Origin of the sequence: Arthrobacter sp. MYb221 (genome assembly GCF_002979835.1) — a bacterium.
Taxonomy (GTDB): domain Bacteria; phylum Actinomycetota; class Actinomycetes; order Actinomycetales; family Micrococcaceae; genus Glutamicibacter.
Genome location: NZ_PCPW01000002.1, coordinates 157076 through 171452, shown reverse-complemented (window position 1 = coordinate 171452; position 14377 = coordinate 157076). Strand labels below are relative to the sequence as shown.

The window sequence follows — 14377 nt, the reverse complement described above, 5'->3', positions numbered from 1 at the left end:
CAATCGTGTCTGGGACATTAAGGACAAGCGATGAGTAACACCAACGACAAACTGCCAGAGAACGTCACCTCCCTTGCAGAACTGGAGGATGCGAAGCTTGCCCGCCAGGCCGAAGATTCAAAAAGCCAGGGGCGCATCGTTATTGGGCGCTTCCTCAAGCACAAGCTCGCCATGACCTCCAGCATCATTCTGGTCTTCATTACCGTGATGGCCTTCAGCTCGGTGGGCTGGGGAGTATTTCCGGGCTGGTGGGATAAGTCCTACCTCAACGCCGGTAGCGTGATCGATGGCGGCAAGCCAACCTTGAGCTTGGTCCCCACGTGGCTCGGCGGCGAAGGAATCCGCTGGGGGGAGAACCCCTTCGGGCAGGACTCCATCGGTAAGGACTACTTCGCGCTGGTGATGACCGGAACCCAAAAATCGATCATCATCGGAGTGGTCGTCGGCGTGGTATCCACCTTCCTCGGAGCGGTCATCGGCGCGATCGCCGGATACTTCCGCGGCTGGGTCGATGAGGTTTTGATGCGCATGACCGACCTGTTCATCGTGATCCCGCTGCTGGTGCTGGCCGCAGTGCTTGGCCAGCTTGCCGGCGCGACCTCCGGCTCGATCATCACCTTGGCCCTCGTCTTGGGCTTGGTGACCTGGACCGGTCTAGCCCGACTGGTCCGCGGTGAGATCCTCAGCTTGCGCGAACGCGAATACGTGGCGGCGGCCCAGGCCATGGGCTCAAAAACCTCACGGGTCATTTTCAAGCACCTGCTGCCTAACACCATCGGGGTGATCGTGGTCAACGCGACCTTCGCCATTGCCGGCGCGATCCTGCTCGAATCCGCCCTGTCGTATCTGGGCTTCGGCGTACAACCGCCGGAATCCTCGCTGGGCCTGCTGATCAGCCAGTACCAGAATGCGTTTACCTCACGTCCGTGGTTGTTCTGGTGGCCGGGCATGATCATCGTCGCCATCGCGCTGAGCGTCAACTTCCTCGGCGATGGTCTGCGAGATGCCTTCGATCCACGCCACACCGGCAAGCGCCGCCGCCGGGCAGGGCTCTTTGCCCTGCCAACCCGTAAGGAGAAGCCATGAGCACCGAAGCAACAGAAGACTATGCACTGAGCTTCAATGACCTGAAGGTCACCTTCGAAACCGCCGGACCCGACGTCCACGCCGTCAAGGGGCTATCCCTGGCGGTGCGCCCGGGCGAAGTCGTGGCGCTGGTCGGTGAATCGGGGTCCGGGAAGTCCGTGACCTCCACCGCGGCCATGGGCCTGCTGCCGGAGAACGCCCAGGTCACCGGCGTCGCCAAGATAGGCAATGTCAACGTGGTAGGACTGGAGGCAGGCAAGATGCGTAAAATGCGTGCCACCGACATTGCCATGGTCTTCCAAGAACCCATGACGGCGCTGAACCCGGTGCTGACCATCGAACGCCAGCTGACCGAAGCGCTCGAACTGCACGACGTGGCCTATGGCAAGGAAGCCACCGACCGCGCCATCGAGCTGCTGACCATGGTGGGCATCCCAGATCCCGCCAAACGCATTAGGCAGTATCCACACCAATTTTCCGGTGGCCAACGCCAGCGCATCGTGATCGCCATGGCGATCTCCTGCGAACCGAAGGTGATCATTGCCGATGAGCCGACCACCGCACTGGACGTGACCGTGCAGGCCGAAATCCTGGACCTGCTCCGGGAACTCAAAGACCGGCTGAATACGGGAATTCTGCTCATCACCCACAATATGGGTGTCGTGGCAGATATGGCCGATCAGGTCGCGGTGATGTTCCAAGGAAACCTGGTGGAGACCGGGGATGTAAAGCAGGTGCTGCTGCACCCGCAACACGAATACACCCAACGCCTATTGTCTTCCGTGCCGCGGCTTTCGCGAGTGAGCGTAGAAGAGCCCGCGCCGCGCAGCGAACCGATCGCGCAGGCCGACCGCGAGCTGGTCTTGGAAGCCAAGGACCTGATACTGGAATACGACATGCGCGGCACCGTCTTCCGGGCGGTGGAAAACGTCAGCTTCGACGTCGCAAAGGGCGAGGTGCTCGGCATCGTGGGCGAATCCGGTTCGGGCAAATCGACCATCGCCAAGGCGGTGCTCGGCCTGCTGCCGGTGGCCTCCGGAACGCTGTCGGTCAAGGGCCATAATCTGCCCAAGCTCTCACCGCGCCAGGCGCGCCAGGTGCGCAAGCAGATCGGGGTGATCTTCCAGGACCCGGCCGCTTCGCTTAATCCGCGATTCCCCATTGGCGATTGCATTACCGAGCCCATGGTGGTGCATAAAGTCGGCAGCAAGACCGAGCGGATCAAGCGTGCGCAGGAACTGCTGGATGCGGTGAAGCTGCCGCGAAATGTCATCAACCGCTACCCGCACGAGCTTTCCGGCGGCCAGCGCCAGCGTATCTGCATTGCCCGCGCCCTTACCTTGAATCCGGAGTTGTTGATCGCCGACGAGCCGACCAGCGCGCTGGACGTCTCGGTGCAGGCGCTGGTGTTGGAGATGCTCCAGGAGTTGCAGCGCGATTTCAACTTCGCTTGCCTATTCGTCAGCCATGATTTGGCGGTTGTCGATATGCTCGCCGATTCGGTTGTGGTGATGCAAAACGGCAAGTCGGTGGAGCAGGGGCGCGTAGATACCGTGCTGCATGCACCGACCCACGACTACACGCGCAGGTTGCTGGCCGCCGCTCCGGTGCCGGATCCGATCGAGCAGGCGGTGCGTCGTGAGGCGTGGCGGACCTTGAATTCCACGAAGTAGTCCGCGGGAACCGGGCCGGGCAAGGAAGCGGGGCGCAAGCCATGGATCTGGTATCGATCCTGATTATGTCCGCCGTCATCGCCCTCTGCGCGCTGCCGTTCATCGTTGGGGCCTATCGCAGCCTGGATCGCAAGGCTACTGACTTTGACCATAGCGATGAGCAGACGGCCAAGGCGTTGCGGGATGCAAGAAAAGATATTGATCGAGGCAAGGGCTATTACGGGCCTTGAAACCCCGATAGATCAGCATTAAACAGCTAACCGCAGTTCACACGTCGTCGGGTGAACTGCGGTTAGCTGTATTTAAGCGACTGTTAGTCGTCGAGCTGGAGAACGATCTCGGTGACAACCGCGGCACGGGCGTTCGAGAAGATCTGCTCGGTGCCTACCTGCTTGAAGCCGCGACGTTCTAGGACCTTGAGCGAACCTAGATTGTCCTGCACCACGTGTGCGGTCAGCGGACGCTTAGTGAACTCGGCCAGGAACGCGTCCACAGCGCTGGTGGTGATTCCCTTGCCCCAGAACTTGGTGGAGGTCCAGAAATTGATCTCGGGCTTCGAACCGTCAAAGACCAAAATGGAGCCGGCAACGTCGCCTTCGTGCTCGATAGTGCGAACCAGTACCGACTCATCGTTGAGGATTGAGCTCCAGTGATGATCGAATACGGCCCGGTCCGAAGGGTTGCGGGCCTGATAGGCCGCCATCAGGTTCGCCTCGGGTTCCTGCTGGTGAGCAAAGAAGGCGTCCAAGTCGGAAGGGCGGACTTCACGTAGTTGCACGGTAAAGGCCTTTCTTTCGTGAGGTGGTACGCGCCCGATTGAACGCGCCCAGAATAAGTGGGACTTAGTTTCTAGACTACCGGGGATGTGAGAGCCGCGAGTGCCATATTGGAGAGCAACGGCTTTAACCCGGATTTCTTGGTGCGTGGTGAGTGCGCCGAGTGTGCGGTGGAGTTCAACAGGCCAAAGACCGCGTGTGCCCTAAAGCGATGCGACTGCGGGCTTCCGGTGGGATGCATTTGGGCCAGCTGCTCGGTCCACAACGCAATGTAATTATTCTGAAGTTTTCGGACTAAGGCGAGTTCGGCCTTCGGGAGCGACTTCAAGTCGCGGTCCTGAACCTGAAGGATGTCTGGTCGAGAGAGGGAGAAATCGGTATGGAAATCAACCAGTCGGGACAACACCTCCAACGGCTTGCCGCCACTCTCTGCGGCCTTCAGACCGCCGGCGTAGATGTCCTTAGACATATCTACCAGCAAAGCGATGAGGAGCGCCTGTTTGCCGGCAAAATGCCGGTACACGGCAGGCCCCGAGATGCCGCAGGCGGCTCCCAGATCTTCTAAGGAAACACCGGCGTAACCGTGCAACGCAAAGAGCCGTGTCGCTTCGCGCAATAGCGCATCACGGCGTTCGGCCTTGGCACGCTCGCGTTCGGTTGGCTCAGTGAGCGATTGATATCTGCTCAATGCATTTACTCCTTCGAAAACCCCGTCCAACTATGGACAACTATGAAGTACGCCACTAGTGTCAAAATGTAGCTGGACATACACAGTTAATAGAAATTAACCATACGCGCCGGACGGTCAGCTTCCAAGATATGGCCTCCGCGTCCAACATGGCCCGCCATCGATCATTGCGTCAAAAACGCAAGGACGGTGTGGACAACCTCGAAAGAAGAGAGTGCCCGTGATTGATCTCGAACTCGACGAACTGTACCAAGACCTGGTCGACGTCGTCCGTGAATTTGCCCAGCAAGTCGTCGCGCCGGTCAGCGCTAAACACGATGCGGAGCACAGCTTCCCCTATGAAGTTGTTGCGCAAATGGGGGAGTTGGGCCTGTTTGGATTGCCGATCTCCGAGGAATACGGCGGATCTGGCGGCGATTACTTCGCTCTGGCCCTCGCGCTGGAAGAACTTGGTCGAGTCGACCAGTCGGTAGCCATTACCTTGGAGGCAGGTGTCTCACTCGGGGCGATGCCGATCTTCCGTTTCGGAAATGAGGAACAAAAACAGCGTTGGCTGCCAGATCTCGCCGCCGGCAAGAACCTCGCAGGATTCGGACTGACCGAGCCCGGTGCCGGATCTGACGCATCGGCCACGAGAACCAAAGCAAAGCTCGAAAATGGCCAGTGGGTTGTCGACGGTTCCAAAGAATTCATCACGAACTCGGGAACAGACATCACTTCGCTTGTCACGGTCACCGCGGTGACCGGAGTCAACGAGGCCACCGGCAAAAAAGAAATCTCCACGATTATCGTTCCATCGGGTACCGAAGGATTCACCGCGGAACCGGCTTACAACAAGGTCGGCTGGCATGCCAGCGATACCCACCCACTGAGCTTCAACGGTGCCCGAGTCCCCGAAGAGAATCTCCTCGGCGAACGCGGACGCGGATATGCCTATTTCTTGGAGATCCTTGACGAGGGTCGTATCGCCATCGCGGCTCTTGCGACCGGCGCCGCCCAAGGCTGTCTGGATGAGGCGGTAACCTATGCGAAGAACCGACAGAGCTTTGGCTCTTCAATCGGCAAGAACCAGGGAATCTCATTCATGATTGCGCGCATGGCTTCGCGCGTCCACACCGCGCGCCTTGCCTATTACGCGGCCGCGGCCAAAATGCTTGCCGGGAAAGACTTCAAGATCGAAGCAGCCCACGCCAAGCTCGTCGCTAGTGAGGCGGCCATGGACAACGCCCGGGACGCCACTCAGATTTTTGGTGGCTACGGATTTATCAACGAATCATTGGTGGCTCGCCACTATCGGGATTCAAAGATCCTGGAAATCGGTGAAGGCACTACGCAGGTTCAGCTGATGCTGATCGCCCGCAGCCTCGGGCTGTAAAGGCTCAATCCCTAATGAGCCGGGCCGGCGCGCTGCTGAGCTTCAGACTTGCTCGCCGGCACGGCTTGGCTTGAGCGCGCCGGTTGATCTGCACTTTGGGAGCTCACAGATATAACGGCCATAATGGGGTGGGTGAGCATCCAATCTTCTTTTAAAACTGCGGACCATCCGCGCCGTGTCACGCTGATCGGTTCTACCGGATCCATTGGCACCCAAGGCCTGGATGTCATCAAGAATGCCCCGGAGCAATTTAGCGTCGCGGCACTGAGCGGTGGCTACAATCTCAAGCTCCTCGCCGAACAGGCAGTCGCCTTCCGCCCGGACCTCGTGGGCGCGGCGGTAGAGAGCAAAGATGAACTCGCATCCGCGATTGCGCAGGTGGCGCAGGACAAAGGCGTAGGCGACTACTCCCCGGAACTCCTCGCAGGGCCGCAGGCCGCCGCGCAGATCGCTGGCTATATGGAATCTGATGTGGTGCTCAACGGCATTACCGGCGCCATCGGATTGGAACCGACCATCGCGGCGTTGAAGGCCGGACACCTGCTCGCGCTGGCGAATAAGGAATCGCTGATTATCGGCGGCCAGGTCGTGAAGCAGATTGCCGCTCCCGGGCAGATCTCTCCGGTGGATTCCGAGCACTCAGCTCTTGCCCAAGCCCTGCGCTCGGGCACCCCGGAGGAAGTCTCCAAGCTGATTGTCACCGCCTCCGGTGGACCATTCTTCGGATATAGCTATGAGCAGCTACGCGAAGTGACCCCGGCGCAGGCGCTAGCCCACCCAACCTGGGATATGGGGCGGATGGTCACCACCAACTCTGCGACCATGGTCAACAAGGCGCTAGAAGTCATCGAAGCCCACCTGCTCTTTGATGTGCCGCTGGAGCGTATCGAACCGCTGGTGCACCGCCAGTCGATAGTGCATTCGATGGTTGAGTTCATCGACGGTTCGGTGATCGCCCAGGCCTCGCCACCGGATATGCGGTTAGCGATTGCCTTGGGCATCAACTGGCCGCATCGCGTGGCCGGAGCCGCGAAACCCTGTGATTTTTCCACCGCCGCATCGTGGACCTTCGAACCCTTGGACGAATCGGTCTTTACCGCGGTGAAATTGGCGAAGCAGGCCGCTGCCGCCTCCGGCACCCATATGACCGTGTACAACGCGGTGAACGAAATTGCGGTTGACGCCTTCCATGAAGGCAAGATCCGCTTTACCGACATTGTTGAAACCATCGACCGGGTGTTGGAAGACTATACCCCGGTGAACGCCGAGCTTTCGGCGGAGCTAGTGCTAGAGACCGATCGGTGGGCGCGCGCCCACGCAATCTCGTTGCTGAAGGAAAAAGCATGAGCGTATTAATGTTCCTTGGCGGTGTCCTGTTCATGGTCGTCGCCATCGGGCTGTCCATTGCCTTGCACGAGGTCGGGCACCTGCTTCCGGCCAAGAAATTCGGACTGCGCGTTCCGCAATACATGATCGGTTTTGGCAAGACGATCTTTTCGGTCAAGCGTGGCGAGACCGAATACGGGCTGAAGACACTTCCGCTGGGCGGATACATCTCAATGGTGGGCATGTACCCGCCGCGCGCGGCCAGCAAAGCCGGCGCGGCGCAGAAGAAGCCGAGTTTCTTCGACAAAGTCTTCGGGCAAATGGTTGACGACGCCCGTTCGCAGGCCAATGAGAACGTGGAAGCCAGCGACGAAGGCCGGCTGTTCTATCAGCTGCCCATCTATAAGCGCATCATCATCATGCTCGGCGGACCCTTCGTCAACCTGCTGCTCGGGTTCCTGCTGATCGGCGTGGTGATCACCGGTTTTGGCGTGCCCACGGCGACCACCACCGTCTCCGAGGTGTACCAGTGCATCGCGAGCGCCGAAAATTCTGAGGCGACCGAATGCACCGCCAACGACAAGGAAGCTCCGGCCTACGCCGCCGGGTTGCTCCCGGGAGACACCATCACCGCCGTCAACGGCGCCCCGGTGGCGCACGATGCCTGGTATGAACTCACCGGTGTGATCCGTGACCACCCGGGGGAAAGCATCGCCCTGGAATATGAACGCGGTGGCATCATGCATGACACCACGCTGACGCCCTATCTGACCGAACGGCCGGTGCTGGATGCAGATGGCTATCCGGTGACCGACGAGAACGGCGCCATGAAAACCGCGCAGGTTGGGTTCGTCGGGATGGGCTCGCAGGAGAAAAACATTTCCCAGCCGGTCACCGAAATTCCCGGCGTGGTGGGGGACCAGCTGCTGAACATCGGCAACGTCATACTGCACCTGCCCCAGCGCATGGTCGACGTAGCACAGGCCGCCTTCGGTACCGAGGAGCGCGACCCGAACGGTCCGGTCTCCATCGTTGGTGTGGGACGTATCGCCGGTGAAATCAATGCTCATGAGGGCATCGAAATCAATGACAAGATCGCCTCGTTGCTCTCGCTGGCCGGTGGACTGAATCTGGCGCTATTTGCCTTCAACTTGATTCCCTTGCTGCCGCTGGACGGCGGGCATGTGATCGGTGCCCTCTACGAGGGACTGAAGCGTACCGTAGCCCGGATCTTCGGAAAAAAGAACATCGCTCCGGTGGATACCATCAAGCTGTTGCCCCTCACCTACGTAGTCGTTGCTGCGATGCTGGTCATGGGCGGGCTCTTAATATACGCAGACATCTTCAAACCAATCACGATCTTCTAGGCCTGGCGAAATAAGCTGTAGCCATGACTGTTTTTGCTGTTGAATACACCTATGCTCAGGACTCGACCGAACTGCGCAACGAACACCGTCCGGCGCACCGCGCATACCTCGGTGAGTTCCTTGGAGAAGGCTCGGTTCGTCTTCTCGCCTCGGGTCCCACCCCGGCTGCCGACGGTGCTCTGCTCATTTTTGTAGCTGAGGATAAGTCCGCCCTGAATGAGGTGCTGGCCAATGATCCATTCAGCAAGGTCGGCGCGCTAGAGCAGACCGACATCACCGAATGGAACCCGGTCATGGGCCTGCTTTCGCAGTTCGCCTCCTAAAAAGTCAATGCTTATCGACCCCGACCGCAGGCCTTGGCTTTGTGGCCGGGGGTTTCATTGATTCGTTGAGCGACAAGAGCGCAATGAATTTTGGCCTCTCGCGTCCGCCGCTAATCGAATTGCAGCTGCAATTTATGCGTAAGTATCCATCGTTTATTAGCGCTGCCTCTTTGCCGCACAATCTTTGGCCAGGTGAGAAAGCGAGGGGTGAGCGTCCCTTGAGGTGCCGAAGAGCGAATGGGCATTGGTATGCAGGCCATCTTCAGAGGGCGGCGGGAGCATGACCTATCGGCGCGAAAAGAAGAGCAAGAAGCGATATTGCCGCTTTTGACTGAATTGGACTAATCGGGACTGAGCAGCCGCGGCTTTACCGCTGACTGGTTGGTGCACGCGCAGTTATGACCCAGGAGTTCTCACGAGTGTGCCCTAAGTCATATCTAGTGGCGGAATTGAATCTTCTGATCACTCGTTGGAGTAGATGAAGCGTCAGCTTTGTCTACTTATTGATTCACTAAATATAGGAGAAGCACAATATGGCAACAAAGGTCATTACTCTGGTCGGTTCCCTGCGCGCTGGTTCAACCAACCAGCAGTTGGCAGAAGCTACCGCGCTGAACTCCCCAGAAGGCGTTGATGTGAGCGTGTACTCGGGCCTTGACAGCCTGCCGTTCTACAACGAAGACCACGATGTTGAAGGCGGTGTGCCTGCGGCGGCACAGGCATTGCGCGATGCTGTTGGCGCGGCGGATGCGCTGCTGCTGATCTCCCCTGAGTACAACGGCACCATGCCAGCCGTTCTCAAAAACGCCATCGACTGGCTCTCGCGCCCGTTCGGTGCTGGCGCCGTGAAAGACATGCCATCGGTTGTCATCGGCACCGCTTTCGGCCAGTACGGTGGCGTATGGGCTCAAGACGAAGCCCGCAAGGCGCTGAACATTGCAGGGGCAAACGTCCTTGAGAACGTCAAGCTCTCCATCCCCAACTCGGTGGTTCGCTTCGCCGAAACTCACCCGAAGGATGACGCTGAAGTTGCCGAACAGGTTGCCGAAGTGCTGGGCAACATCCGCACCGTTGCAGAAGCCAACTAAGTAACTTTTCTTGAATCTGTGATGAAAAGCCACGGCGCTCGTCGTGGCTTTTCTCGCATCCTTACCAATAGCACGCCAGACGGTGCGATACTTGATATAGAAATACCTACAATCACTTCGGAGGCATCCATTGACTTCGGTCAAACTCGGCATGCCGGCGGCACCACCGCCGGTAATCACTCCACGTCGTAAGACCCGTCAGTTTAATGTTGGCAATGTGGGCATCGGTTCGAACTCGCTTATCAGCGTGCAAACGATGACCACCACCAAGACGCATGACATTAACGCAACCTTGCAGCAGATCGCCGAGGTGACGGCCGCCGGTTGCGATATTGTGCGCGTCGCTTGCCCGACCGATAAAGATGCCGAAGCCTTGCCGATCATCGCGATGAAATCGCAGATCCCGGTCATCGCCGACATCCACTTCCAGCCGAAGTACGTATTCGCTGCGATTGAGGCCGGCTGCGGTGCCGTCCGGGTGAATCCAGGCAACATCCGCAAATTTGATGATCAGGTTAAGCAAATCGCTCAGGCTGCCAAGGATCATGGCACCTCGATTCGTATCGGCGTCAACGGTGGTTCGCTGCACCCGAAGCTACTGAAGAAGTACGGCAAGGCAACCCCGGAGGCACTCGTAGAGTCGGCCATCTGGGAAGCTTCGCTATTCGAAGAACATGGCTTTCACGACTTTAAGATTTCGGTCAAGCACAGCGACCCAGTCATCATGGTCCGCGCCTACCAACTCTTGGCTGAGTCCGGCGACTGGCCATTGCACCTCGGTGTTACCGAAGCCGGCCCGACCTTCCAGGGCACCATCAAGTCCTCCGTTGCCTTCGGCTCATTGCTCTCACAGGGCATTGGCGACACCATCCGCGTCTCCCTTTCGGCTCCACCGGTCGAAGAGGTCAAGGTTGGTAACCAGATCCTCGAATCCTTGAACTTGCGTCCCCGAAAGCTGGACATCGTTTCCTGCCCATCCTGTGGTCGCGCTCAGGTGGACGTCTACACGCTGGCCGAAAAGGTCACCGCCGGACTAGAGGGCATGGAAGCCCCGCTGCGCGTTGCGGTGATGGGCTGTGTTGTTAACGGCCCGGGCGAAGCACGAGACGCCGACCTCGGCGTAGCCTCCGGTAATGGCAAGGGGCAGATCTTCGTCAAGGGTGAAGTTATCAAGACCGTCCCCGAGGACCAGATTGTCGAAACCCTTATTGAAGAAGCTAATCGTTTAGCTGAAGAAATGGATCTTGGCGATGACGAGAATCCTGCCTCGGGTTCTCCCGTGGTCTCCGTCAGCTAGACAGAGCCCGCCCGGGGAAGTGCGGGTCTTGGGACGTAGAGATACTGCGGCCCTACTCGCATTGCTTGATCAAGACCCCGTAGCTAATATCTTTACCCGGTCGCAGCTTGCTCTGCACCGTTCCGCCGTTCCGGATGGTTTTGCCCACCTGCTCGGCATTAACGGTGAAGAGGGGCTGGAATCGGCATGCTGGGTGGGCGCAAATATTGCGCCCACCGCCATGAGCGCTGAACATGCGCGCGCCTATGCTCAGCAAGCGCTGGAGACGCGCCAACGTTTCGCTTCGGTTTTTGGCCCAGCCGAGACTGTGCTGGCGATGCAAGATGTCCTTGCCTCGGGACCCCAGACATTCTTCGACGTCCGTGAAAATCAGCCATTGATGACTATTGCGCACCAGGCGAATATCACGCCGATTGAGTCTCTGCGCGTGGCGACCTTGCAGGACTTCAACCTTGTCTTGCCTGCTAGTGCTGCAATGTTTGAAGAAGAACTTGGATACTCGCCGTTGGACAGTGGCGGTGGATATTACCGAACCCGGGTGCGTCAGTTGATTCGCGAAGGGCACACCGTGATCGACGTTGACGAGTACGGCGAGATTATTTTCAAGGCGGATCTTGGAACCGTCACCACTTCGGTAGTTCAGATCCAAGGTGTTTGGATTAGCCCCCGCTATCGCGGACAGGGACTTGCCGCCGGATATATGGCAGCCACGGTTGACTATGCGCTGCGATTTGCGCCGGTTGTGAGCTTGTATGTGAACAATTACAACGAGCCTGCCATTCGGTCCTATGAACGGGTGGGATTCGAGCAGGCTGGAACGTTCGCGACGATCCTTTTCTAGTACGTCCAGAGATCTGACGCGCGCAGTTGTCGACTGCAGGTTGCTCATGGCCGCAAATCCTCGTGTCGGACCAGAATCGTCTCATCAAGAACTGGTAGAAAACGCGGCGTTTTTGCACGGCATGCCTCGGGCTCAGAGGCCATAATCCGCCGAGAACGGTGCGCAATCTTCTAGACTCGAGCACAGTAACTATCGTGACAGGAAAATCTGTGGCTCTTGCCAATTGCTCTAAAACGTACCTCGCCTCGGCGCTTTGCCTCGCGGCGCTCCTGCTTAGCGGTTGCAGTACCCCGTCTGTTCCCAATGAGGCAACGGCGGGAAGCGCACTGCAGATCAACGCCGATGAACTTGAAAAGCAGCTCAAGGAATTCGTCAAGGACGATTCCAAGGCGAAGGTCATATCGGATTCGCAATTGCGCAAAAGTATCCCCGAAGCACAGGCCTGGATTGAGGGATTGAAAGTTTCGCCAAGTAAATGCGGTGTTACCTTCGCCGCTCCGGTCACCGAACAACTGGCCAAGGCCAAGATGTCGGCGGTGGAGTTTGAAGATCGATATCTGACGGTTGCGGTCTATCAAGACGAAGAAGCATTGCAAGCCCAATGGGAAAGCGAAGCGAAGGCGAGCGCCGACTGCGCACGATATTCGGTGACCATCAACGGGAAAACTCTCGCCTACCATTTGGCGAAACAACCAACTAAAACAATGGCGCCGTTCAATGACGCCTATGTGGTGACCAGTAGCGATGGCTCACAAACGCAACAGCAACTCATGGTGCGAGCGGCACAGGGCAACGTGATGGTCGGTTTCCAGCAGCAGACGACTGCAGAGCAAACGCAAGAGCGCCTCCAAGACGCTTCGGAACGAATCGACGCGTTGTTCGCCGAACTTGAGTAGCACCTCGGGGCTGCGTATTTCCAGCATTTCTAGCCAGGCTTGGAGCCGTGGCGCATTCTAAGGATTGATCTATGACCAAGCGTTCCCTCTGGCTGCTACCTCTGGCTGCAGCCCTGATTCTCACTGGCTGCTCGGGAAGCGATAATGCTGATCCGGTAACGGCGGAGTCGAGCCCCGCGCCGTCCCAGAAGCAGGATCAAACAAGCGGGGCATCGCTCTCCGCAGATCAGGTCAAGGACGTGGTCACGAAGCTTGTGGGCGAGGACTCTACTGCGCAGATCTTGGACAACGAGGTGATGAAACCCCAGTTGGAGAATGCCAAGGCCATGGAAGGCAGCAACGGGATCAAGCCGGAGAAATGCGCCAAACAGCAAGAAGAGTACACCGTCACGGACCTGACCGGCACAGTGGCGGCATCTGCAACGGTCCAGGGGGACTCCACGGGCAAAGTGATCCAGATATTCTCGATCACCGATGCACAGACTCGGAAAAATATCTCTGAGGCTCTGAAGCTGTCCGACATTGAAGGATGCGAATCGATCAGCGTGAGCGTCTCGGGTCAGGAAGTAAACACGGACCGACAGATATTGGACCTTGACTCAACCGCAGACCAGGCGCTGACGATGGCCACGCAAATGAAGGTTGGGGCGGACGAGTACCTGAATTCGGTCGCGGTGCAGGCTCTCGAAGGCAATAATTTCGTTCTGGTGACATTTTCCAGTGGAACCGTGGAAGCACCCTTGCTCGCGGGAGAAGCGATGAAGCTGGCCGATCAAGCGTTTGCCGAAATCAAATCGTTGCAATAATTAGGCCTTGGGCTTTTATTTCTAACCATTATTCAAATACAGTGGAAGCAACACCACTCAACGTGAGGACTGAATCATGAAAAAACGTTCACTTTGGTTGCTTCCGCTTGCAGGGGCGCTGGCGCTGACCGGTTGCGCGGACTCGGGCAATGAGGCCCCGGCGGCATCGGATGAGGCGCAAGCCTCGGAGCAAGCCCCGGCAGCGGAGCCTTTGAGTTCCGCAAAGGTAAAGGAAGTCGTAGAAAAGTTAGTAGCCGATGAATCCGGCGCGCAGATCATCGACGGTGCTGCGATCGCAGAGTCTCTGCCACAGGCGAAGGAACTGGTCAAGGGCATGAACATCGAGCCTGCCAAGTGCGCGGAACTGGTCGCTCAGCAAAGCTCATGGGACATCGAAGGCATCAATATGGCCGTTGCCACCGTCGCGGGCGCGGAGGCCGGCGAGTCAACCAGCTACAGCGTTGCATCCTACGAGGACGACGCAAAGCTATCCGAGATCAAGAAGACCGTCGAGGCCAAGGATCTGCAGGGCTGCGACAGCTTCTCCATGGAAATGCAGGGAATGAAGCTCAACGCTTCGGCTGAAATGCTTGACGCCACCTCGGACGCCGAAGTGACCACGGCAACGAAGACGAGCATCAGCATGGAAGGCACCGAGGTGCCGATGGGAAGCTACACCGTTCAGGGTCTTGTCGGCCCCAATGCGGTGTCCATTTCCTACTCCGGTGCGGTTGAGGACGAGCAGGCTAAAATCGACGAGTTGGTCAAGGAGCTCAACGTCGCAGTTGCAGAGTTGGAGAAGGCTCAGTAACGCGAGATTTTTCACCATTCGCCG

Annotated in this window: 15 protein-coding genes; 13 read left to right on the top strand and 2 right to left on the bottom strand. The window is 58.1% G+C overall.

Translation table 11 applies throughout. The features are described 5' to 3' along the window. The first annotated feature begins 30 nt into the window (after positions 1 to 30). The 3 genes from CQ015_RS03075 to CQ015_RS03065 are packed head-to-tail and all read left to right on the top strand — an operon-like array spanning position 31 to position 2989. A complete protein-coding gene (locus CQ015_RS03075) occupies positions 31 to 1086 on the top strand; it encodes an ABC transporter permease (RefSeq protein WP_105553712.1) in 1056 nt (351 codons plus the stop codon). Continuing rightward, complete coding sequence (locus CQ015_RS03070) at positions 1083 to 2759, top strand: ABC transporter ATP-binding protein (RefSeq protein ID WP_105569938.1); 1677 nt, start codon at positions 1083 to 1085, stop codon at positions 2757 to 2759. Before CQ015_RS03075 ends, CQ015_RS03070 begins: the two co-directional genes overlap by 4 nt. A 41-nt stretch (positions 2760 to 2800) precedes the next feature. Continuing rightward, complete coding sequence (locus tag CQ015_RS03065) at positions 2801 to 2989, top strand: hypothetical protein (protein WP_096287322.1); 189 nt, start codon at positions 2801 to 2803, stop codon at positions 2987 to 2989. A gap of 83 nt (positions 2990 to 3072) precedes the next feature. Here the strand turns inward: CQ015_RS03065 and CQ015_RS03060 are convergent, their stop codons facing one another. Continuing rightward, positions 3073 to 3537: a GNAT family N-acetyltransferase gene (locus CQ015_RS03060; protein ID WP_096287320.1), complete on the bottom strand. Its 465-nt coding sequence runs from the start codon at positions 3535 to 3537 to the stop codon at positions 3073 to 3075. Positions 3538 to 3608: 71 nt separating this feature from the next. Continuing rightward, positions 3609 to 4223 (bottom strand): TetR/AcrR family transcriptional regulator, encoded by a 615-nt coding sequence (locus tag CQ015_RS03055; RefSeq protein ID WP_096287318.1) that lies wholly within the window; start codon positions 4221 to 4223, stop codon positions 3609 to 3611. A 220-nt stretch (positions 4224 to 4443) separates the two neighbouring features. Between CQ015_RS03055 and CQ015_RS03050 the strand changes: the two genes are divergently transcribed. From CQ015_RS03050 to CQ015_RS03005, 10 genes are all read left to right on the top strand, one after another. Continuing rightward, positions 4444 to 5598, top strand: coding sequence for an acyl-CoA dehydrogenase family protein (locus CQ015_RS03050; RefSeq protein ID WP_105553710.1), 1155 nt, complete (start codon positions 4444 to 4446; stop codon positions 5596 to 5598). 123 nt (positions 5599 to 5721) lie between these two features. Next, a complete protein-coding gene (dxr, locus tag CQ015_RS03045; RefSeq protein ID WP_096287314.1) occupies positions 5722 to 6945 on the top strand; it encodes a 1-deoxy-D-xylulose-5-phosphate reductoisomerase in 1224 nt (407 codons plus the stop codon). Beyond that, positions 6942 to 8291 carry an RIP metalloprotease gene (locus CQ015_RS03040; protein ID WP_105569940.1) on the top strand — a complete coding sequence of 450 codons (1350 nt, stop codon included), beginning with the start codon at positions 6942 to 6944 and terminating at the stop codon, positions 8289 to 8291. Before dxr ends, CQ015_RS03040 begins: the two co-directional genes overlap by 4 nt. Positions 8292 to 8314: 23 nt before the next feature. Then, positions 8315 to 8614, top strand: a complete 300-nt coding sequence (locus CQ015_RS03035) for a YciI family protein (protein WP_096287310.1) — start codon at positions 8315 to 8317, stop codon at positions 8612 to 8614. Between the two features lie 533 nt (positions 8615 to 9147). Further along, positions 9148 to 9702 carry an NADPH-dependent FMN reductase gene (locus tag CQ015_RS03030; RefSeq protein ID WP_096287308.1) on the top strand — a complete coding sequence of 185 codons (555 nt, stop codon included), beginning with the start codon at positions 9148 to 9150 and terminating at the stop codon, positions 9700 to 9702. A gap of 130 nt (positions 9703 to 9832) precedes the next feature. Then, positions 9833 to 10999 carry a flavodoxin-dependent (E)-4-hydroxy-3-methylbut-2-enyl-diphosphate synthase gene (gene ispG / locus CQ015_RS03025; RefSeq protein WP_096287306.1) on the top strand — a complete coding sequence of 389 codons (1167 nt, stop codon included), beginning with the start codon at positions 9833 to 9835 and terminating at the stop codon, positions 10997 to 10999. 19 nt (positions 11000 to 11018) lie between these two features. Then, positions 11019 to 11840: a DUF4081 domain-containing GNAT family N-acetyltransferase gene (locus CQ015_RS03020; RefSeq protein WP_258137659.1), complete on the top strand. Its 822-nt coding sequence runs from the start codon at positions 11019 to 11021 to the stop codon at positions 11838 to 11840. A 158-nt stretch (positions 11841 to 11998) separates the two neighbouring features. Continuing rightward, positions 11999 to 12736 carry a hypothetical protein gene (locus CQ015_RS03015; RefSeq protein ID WP_146114008.1) on the top strand — a complete coding sequence of 246 codons (738 nt, stop codon included), beginning with the start codon at positions 11999 to 12001 and terminating at the stop codon, positions 12734 to 12736. 71 nt (positions 12737 to 12807) lie between these two features. Then, the gene (locus tag CQ015_RS03010) at positions 12808 to 13542 is read left to right on the top strand and encodes a hypothetical protein (RefSeq protein WP_105553707.1); all 735 of its coding nucleotides are present in this window, start codon (positions 12808 to 12810) and stop codon (positions 13540 to 13542) included. A 76-nt stretch (positions 13543 to 13618) separates the two neighbouring features. Beyond that, on the top strand, positions 13619 to 14353 hold the full coding sequence (locus tag CQ015_RS03005; protein ID WP_105649307.1) for a hypothetical protein: 735 nt from the start codon (positions 13619 to 13621) through the stop codon (positions 14351 to 14353). Positions 14354 to 14377: the final 24 nt, after the last annotated feature.